Source organism: Rhodococcus sp. (in: high G+C Gram-positive bacteria), from assembly GCF_049286785.1.
GTDB lineage: Bacteria > Actinomycetota > Actinomycetes > Mycobacteriales > Mycobacteriaceae > Rhodococcus_F.
The window spans coordinates 1-6,155 of record NZ_JBAQEO010000040.1; the positions used below are offsets into that span (position 1 = coordinate 1).

At 65.8% G+C, this 6,155-nt stretch carries 6 protein-coding genes and 2 pseudogenes; 4 read left to right on the forward strand and 4 right to left on the reverse strand.

Annotated features, from left to right (window positions below; translation table 11 throughout):
* Both WAW17_RS01780 and WAW17_RS01785 read right to left on the reverse strand, forming a co-directional pair.
* A pseudogene (locus tag WAW17_RS01780) lies at window positions 1-425 on the reverse strand (hypothetical protein); the annotation flags it as partial.
* Window positions 426-493: 68 nt separating this feature from the next.
* Window positions 494-721 carry a helix-turn-helix domain-containing protein gene (locus tag WAW17_RS01785; RefSeq protein ID WP_422331315.1) on the reverse strand — a complete coding sequence of 76 codons (228 nt, stop codon included), beginning with the start codon at window positions 719-721 and terminating at the stop codon, window positions 494-496.
* Between the two features lie 506 nt (window positions 722-1,227).
* On the opposite strand from WAW17_RS01785, the gene WAW17_RS01790 reads away from it, so the two are divergent.
* Together WAW17_RS01790 and WAW17_RS01795 are read left to right on the forward strand one after the other, a co-directional pair.
* Window positions 1,228-2,574 carry a 3-oxoacyl-ACP reductase gene (locus tag WAW17_RS01790; RefSeq protein WP_422331316.1) on the forward strand — a complete coding sequence of 449 codons (1,347 nt, stop codon included), beginning with the start codon at window positions 1,228-1,230 and terminating at the stop codon, window positions 2,572-2,574.
* Entirely contained in the window at window positions 2,574-3,437 is an 864-nt protein-coding gene (locus WAW17_RS01795; RefSeq protein WP_422331317.1) for a MaoC/PaaZ C-terminal domain-containing protein, read from the forward strand. The genes WAW17_RS01790 and WAW17_RS01795 overlap by 1 nt, the downstream gene beginning before the upstream one ends.
* A gap of 40 nt (window positions 3,438-3,477) precedes the next feature.
* On the opposite strand, the gene WAW17_RS01800 is transcribed toward WAW17_RS01795, so the two are convergent.
* Window positions 3,478-4,077 carry a TetR/AcrR family transcriptional regulator gene (locus tag WAW17_RS01800; protein ID WP_422331318.1) on the reverse strand — a complete coding sequence of 200 codons (600 nt, stop codon included), beginning with the start codon at window positions 4,075-4,077 and terminating at the stop codon, window positions 3,478-3,480.
* Between the two features lie 80 nt (window positions 4,078-4,157).
* Window positions 4,158-5,342 (reverse strand): glycoside hydrolase family 3 N-terminal domain-containing protein, encoded by a 1,185-nt coding sequence (locus WAW17_RS01805; RefSeq protein ID WP_422331319.1) that lies wholly within the window; start codon window positions 5,340-5,342, stop codon window positions 4,158-4,160.
* 88 nt (window positions 5,343-5,430) lie between these two features.
* Between WAW17_RS01805 and WAW17_RS01810 the strand changes: the two genes are divergently transcribed.
* Both WAW17_RS01810 and WAW17_RS01815 read left to right on the forward strand, forming a co-directional pair.
* A complete protein-coding gene (locus WAW17_RS01810; RefSeq protein ID WP_422331320.1) occupies window positions 5,431-5,898 on the forward strand; it encodes a universal stress protein in 468 nt (155 codons plus the stop codon).
* A 27-nt stretch (window positions 5,899-5,925) separates the two neighbouring features.
* Window positions 5,926-6,155 (forward strand): annotated as a pseudogene (locus WAW17_RS01815) (isochorismate synthase); the annotation flags it as partial.

Below are 6,155 nucleotides of genomic sequence, written 5' to 3' on the forward strand. Positions count from 1 at the left end.
TGCTGCTCGACCGCTGCGATCGGGTCACTCAGGTCGAGGGTCGTCAGTTCTTCGGCATCGAGAAGGTAGTCACGAACCTTCCGCGCGACGAGGGAGTCACGGAGGAGCATGCCGACGCGGAGAATGGCGCGCCGCGGGAACAGGGCGATCTTGCTGGCAGAGGAGGGGACTTTGGTTTCGAAAGTCCCCTCGAACGCACTCCGCGTGACCACCCGGTAGCCATCCAGTTCGATCTCGTCGCGGTTGTTGCGCACGAGCGTGAAGATGGTTTCCTTAGGTACCTCGTAGAACGTCGCGACCTGCTCAGTGGTGGCGTGCATGTCGTCGGACAGGGTGTGGAGCACGCCCACCTTGTCGAGCACATCCACGCGCGACGCGAGCTGGTCGCGCTCGACTCTTGCGGTTGATGCCGTAAGATCAGTCATTGATCTTTCCTTTCGTGAGAGTTTGGATCGACTGGCCCTCAGGTGTTGGTGCACCTGGGGGCTCTCTTTTATGCGGCCGTTGAGTTCTCGCTGATCAATGTCGACACGGGGATGTCGAGGTATTCGGCGATTGCAGACAGCTCGTTGACGTCGAAGGCGGTGCGTCCAAGGAGTCGCCGTGACAGTGACTGCTGGCTCAGGCCGATCGCTTCGCCAAGTTGCCGCTGCGATATGCGCTTACGCGCTGCTTCCCCGCGAACATTGTCAGCTACTTGGTGTGCTGGTGTTTTGTTCACAGGACAGAAGCTACGTCCTGAGGACGTGAATTACAAACAGGAGATTCGGCGTGTCGGCGTGTTGTTTTGTTCCGCTGCGCGCGTGTCGTAGCTATGACCTTGCGGTTACAACGTCAGCGTGTTGGAATATTCACATGCGTACAACAACGGATATGACGAATGGTGAAGGCGAGACCGTGGCTGCTGCTGTAGCCCGACGGCTTCGCCAGGAGTTGGCCGGAAAGCCACGCCGCATCTCACAGGCGAGCATCGCAGAGGCTTCCGGCATGACTCAGCAAATGCTCTCGTCTCGCATGACAGGCAAAGTTGAGTTCGGGGTAGAGGAGTTGACGAGGGTGTGCGCGTTCGCGGACATCGACCTCGTATACGTGATGACGGGAAAAAGTACCCCCCGTCAGGCGTGGTCTGACGGGGGATCACTTACTCAGCAGTAAGTTACTTGTCGACACCGCGCTTCATGGGTGTTCGATGCCTGACCACCGAACCGACGAGAAGAAGGTAGGACCGTGGCAGCCACCAAGGGAGCTCCCGACATCTATTCCCAGTTCCTCTCATCCGCACCCGGAGCGTTCATCGCCGCGAAGGCAGGCCTGCCGAGGCCCGAGAACCTGCGCCGCTACAAGCCCGGCGAACCGGCGCTTCCCGGCCCCCTTCTCATCGGCGGAAAGGGCCGGCTCGTCGAACCGCTCCGCCGGCTCCTCTCCGATTACCCCGCCGCCGGCACCGGTGACACCACCTACGGTGGATTGGTCTTCGACGCCACCGGCCTGGGCAGTGTCACCGACCTCGAGCAGCTGTTCGAGTTCTTCCAGCCCGTCATCCGGAATCTGGCTCCGTGCGCCCGGGTCGTCGTCATCGGCACCACGCCCGAGGAGACGTCCGGCGTCGACGAGTATGTCGCGCAACGGGCACTGGAAGGCTTCACCCGTAGCGTCGGCAAAGAAGTGAAACGCGGCGCCACCTCGCAACTGGTGTACGTCTCGCCGAAGGCGTCGGCCGGGTTGTCGGGGCTCGAATCCACCCTGCGCTTCCTGCTGTCGGCCAAGTCCGCGTTCGTCAGCGGCCAGGTCATCCGGGTCGGCGCCGAGGACTCCGTCGCACCCGCCGACTGGGCCAAGCCGCTCGACGGGAAGGTTGCCGTCGTCACCGGCGCGGCCCGCGGAATCGGCGCCACCATTGCCGAGGTACTCGCCCGGGACGGAGCGCACGTCGTCTGCGCCGACATTCCGGCGGCCGGTGACGCCCTGTCCGAGACCGCCAACAAGGTCGGCGGCACGTCCCTCGCCCTGGATGTGACCGCGCCCGACGCGGGCGACAAGCTGGCAGCACATGTGCTCGAGCGTCACGGCGGCGTCGACATCATCGTGCACAACGCCGGCATCACCCGGGACAAGACACTCGCCAACATGGACGAAGGCCGCTGGAACAGCGTCATCGGCGTCAATCTCCTGGCCCCGCAGAAGATCACCGAGGCTTTGATCGCAAAGGGCGCGCTGAAGGAGGGCGGCCGAGTGATCGATGTGTCCTCGATCGCCGGAATCGCGGGCAACCGCGGCCAGACCAACTACGGCACCTCCAAGGCCGGCGTCATCGGTCTGGTCGAGGCCACCGCCCCGGTGCTGGCCGAGAAGAAGATCACCATCAACGCCGTTGCTCCCGGATTCATCGAGACCGCGATGACGGCAGCGATCCCGTTCGCTACGCGCGAGGCAGGACGCCGGATGAGCTCCCTCCTGCAGGGTGGTCAGACGGTCGACGTCGCGGAGACGGTCGCGTACTTCGCCGGCCCCGCGTCCAATGCCGTGACCGGCCAGGTCGTCCGCGTCTGCGGCCAAAGTTTGCTGGGTGCCTGATGGCGGGCAAGGTCGTACAGCTCAGTGAGAAGCCGGGCACGTTCGATATCTACGCCCGCGCCATTCGTAGCGCGCTGCCGATTGTCGGGGCGAGCGGGCACACCGTCCCGGACACCACCCTGGTGCTGAACGGGATCCACGTCGACACGGACAACCTCGCCGCGTACGCCCGGGTGACCGGACTGCGCTTCGGCGACACCCTGCCGCTCACCTACCCGTTCACGCTGGTGTTCCCATTGGTGATGAAACTGATGGTGTCCGACGGATTCCCCTTCCCCGCAATCGGTTCCGTCCACGCCGAGAATGTGATCGAACAGTTCCGCCCCATCTCGGTGAGCGAACCACTCGACGCGTCGGTGCACGCGGAGAACCTGCGTGAGCACCGCAAGGGGCTGCTGATCGACGTGATCAGCGAGATCCGGGTCGGACGTGAACTGGTGTGGCGGCAGACATCGACGTTCCTTCGGCAGCAGAAGACGTCGCTGTCCGGGCAGCCGGGACCCGAACCCAAGCCGGAGGAGGTTCCGCCGCCCCCGCTGCGGACATTGCGCGTCGATCAGAAGACGATCGGCAAGTACGCCGCCGTCTCCGGTGACCGCAACCCGATTCACGTGTCCACATTGGGCGCCAAGGCCTTCGGGTTCTCGAAGAGCATCGCGCACGGGATGTGGAGCGCCGCCGCCGTCCTCGGCTCGGTCGAGGGACGGATCCCGGGAACCGTCACCTACAGCGTGCGCTTCGGCAAGCCGGTCCTGCTGCCGTCCACGCTCAATGTGTACGCGGACAAGACAGCGGAAGGCTGGGATCTGTCGCTCAAACATCCGAAGAAGGGGTATCCGCACCTCACCGCGACGCTGCGGTAGCGACGCCCCGGATCACCCGACAGCCGGACTGAATGTACGTTCAGTCCGGCTTCTTCTTACCCGCGAGTCCCCGCCAGGCCAGGGATTCGAGCAGATCCGCCGCGGCGTCCACCTCGATCTCGCCGCCGGCCACCCGGTCGGCGACGGCCTCACCGGCACCCACCAATGCGATGGCGATCAGTTCGTAGTCCTGGCCGGGCTGAGGATCCTTCGTGCTCGACTCGAGCAGGTGCGCGGTGAGCTCGATGAGACGGTCCCGGCTCGACTGCACCGACCCCACGAAGGCCTGCTGTCCGAGCGCCTGCCGGTACAGCACCATCCAGGATTTACGGTTCTTGCCCACGAATCCGAGAAAGCCCTCCAGCGCACATCGAAGCTGCTCACGCGGGGTTATCGACGGATCACCCGCAGGGGCGAGGGCCTCGACGAACCGCAGACCCTCGCGGTGAATGCACGCGGCGAAGAGTTCGTCCTTGGAGCCGTAGTAGAGATACAGCATCGGCTTGGAGATCTGCGCCTTGGCCGCGATGGCGTCCATGGACGTCTCGTGGAACCCCCTGTCGGAGAAGACGTCGACAGCGGCGTCCAGCATCTGCTGCTCGCGCACTGCACGCGGCAGTCGTTTGGTGCCGCCGGCCATTCGTCCTCCAAGTATTCGCCCAGCCCGCTATCTTACTCTACGGTAATAAGCCGGTCCGACCCGGACGACGAAAAGTTTCCTCAGCAGGGCAACGCGCCCTTGGCCCGCCCGACGGTGAGGACCGCGTCATCCACACGCTGCTGCGCCAGAGTGCCTGATGCCACGGCGCTTTCGAGGTGATCGAGCACGCGCGGCACATCGTCGGTGGTGAGCCACAGCGCGATGTCCACACCGGAACGCAGCGCGGTCTCGACAGCGACGGTGATGTCGTAGCGATCGGTGATCGCCCGCATGCCGCTGAGATCGTCGGTGAAGATCGGCCCGTTGAACGGGGGCGCTCCGTACCCGGCTCCACCACGCAGCAGTGCGACCGCCTCCGGGCTGATACTGGCAGGGATGCCGGGTGCGGTGAGGCCGGGCACCTCGAGATGCCCGAGCATGACGCCGACACCGCTGGTGACCAGGTCCCGGTAGGGAACGAGGTCCTTGGTCTGCAACTCCGCGAGAGGCGGGGTGGTGACGGCGCCCGTATGCGAATCTCCCGAGGCCGAACCGTGGCCCGGGAAATGCTTGATCACCGGCAGGATCCCCGCGTCCCGCATGCCCCGGGCGTAGGCGCCGGCATACCGGGTGACGACGGCGGGATCGTCGGAGTACGAGCGGTCGCCGATGACCGAGTCGTCGGGCTGGCTGCTCACGTCGACGTCGGGTGCGAAGTTGACCGTCACCCCCAGGTCCTTCAGCCCGCGCCCGCGCTCGAGCGCCATCTGATACGTCTGTTCCTCCGTCATCGTCGCCGCCGTCTGCCGGGCCGACGGGTCGGGGCCGAGCAGGTTCTCCACCCGGGACACCCGTCCGCCCTCTTCGTCGATGGTCACCATCAACGGCAGCGACGACGCCGCGGCCACCTGAGGCACCTCCCGGTTTGCGAGCATGGTTTCCTCGGTCCAGCTCCCGACAAAGATGCCGCCGATCTGTTCGTCGCGGACCACCTGGACCGCATCGGCGGTGCCGGCGACGCCGACGTTCAACAGCTGGGCAAGCTTGCGGCGCAACGGCAACGACTGCAGGAACTGCGTCTCGCACGACACCGGGGCGGCCGCTGTGGAGGCGCCGCCCGTGTGGGACGCCGCTTCGGCGGACGACGCCGCGGGTGCCGGCGAGGACGGGGGCGTCGCCGACTCCGCCACCGAGTCGTCACCGGAGGAACATCCGGCGACGAGTCCCGAACAGAGGGCGAGCGCGAGCACGTACTTGATCCGCATGGCTTCGACGGTAGCCGAGACCCGCGTACCGGGCGTCCCGCCTTGGTAGCCTGGACTTCACACGCAAGCCCGTTCCCAGGAGGTCCTGATGCCCGGTGGTCTCATGTTGATCGCCTACGACGGGTCCGATAACGCCAAGCGGGCAGTGGAATACGCCGGTCGGTTTCTCTCCTCCAATCGCGCTGTGCTTGTGACGGTGTGGGAACCGATGGTGCGTCAGGCCGCCCGCATGTCGGGCCTGTCCGGTGTGATGCAGCCCGAGTGGGTGCCCGACGAGGAGACCGAGGACGTCGCGTTCGCGGACGCCCGGGTCACCAACGAAGAGGGCGTGGCGTTGGCCGAGGCCGCCGGCATCACGACGGAAGGCCAATGCGTCGAGTGCACCAGCACCGTCTGGACCGCGATCGTGGAGACTGCCGACCGACTCGCGGTCGACATCATCATCACCGGCACCCGCGGAACCACCGGGCTGCGGTCGCTGCTGCAGAGCAGTGTCGCCGACCACGTTCTGCGGCACAGTCACCGTCCCGTGCTGATCGTGCCGCCCGGCAAGTGAGGTCCGCCGACTAGTCTCGGCTGCACAATGGACGGCTTTCTTCTCTCGCGCGCCGACCGGACGTTGCGTGCGTCCGGCACCCTCGCCCGGTACGACGATCCCGTAGCGGCCGACGCGGCCCTCACCCTCCACGATGTGGAACTGATCGTCGGGGCTCTGCCCTTCGACCCGGCCCGCCCGGCCGCGCTGATCGCCCCGGAATCCTGGGAGTTCTCGGACGGTCCGTGGCAGCCGGACCGCGTCCCCGACCTCCCGGC

What these genes read in the sequence shown, in the direction of transcription:
- WAW17_RS01800 (WP_422331318.1), bottom strand. Translation starts at nt 4,077, where the DNA reads ATGGCCGGCGGCACCAAACGACTGCCGCGTGCAGTGCGCGAGCAGCAG.
- WAW17_RS01795 (WP_422331317.1), top strand. Translation starts at nt 2,574, where the DNA reads ATGGCGGGCAAGGTCGTACAGCTCAGTGAGAAGCCGGGCACGTTCGAT.
- WAW17_RS01810 (WP_422331320.1), top strand. Translation starts at nt 5,431, where the DNA reads ATGCCCGGTGGTCTCATGTTGATCGCCTACGACGGGTCCGATAACGCC.
- WAW17_RS01805 (WP_422331319.1), bottom strand. Translation starts at nt 5,342, where the DNA reads ATGCGGATCAAGTACGTGCTCGCGCTCGCCCTCTGTTCGGGACTCGTC.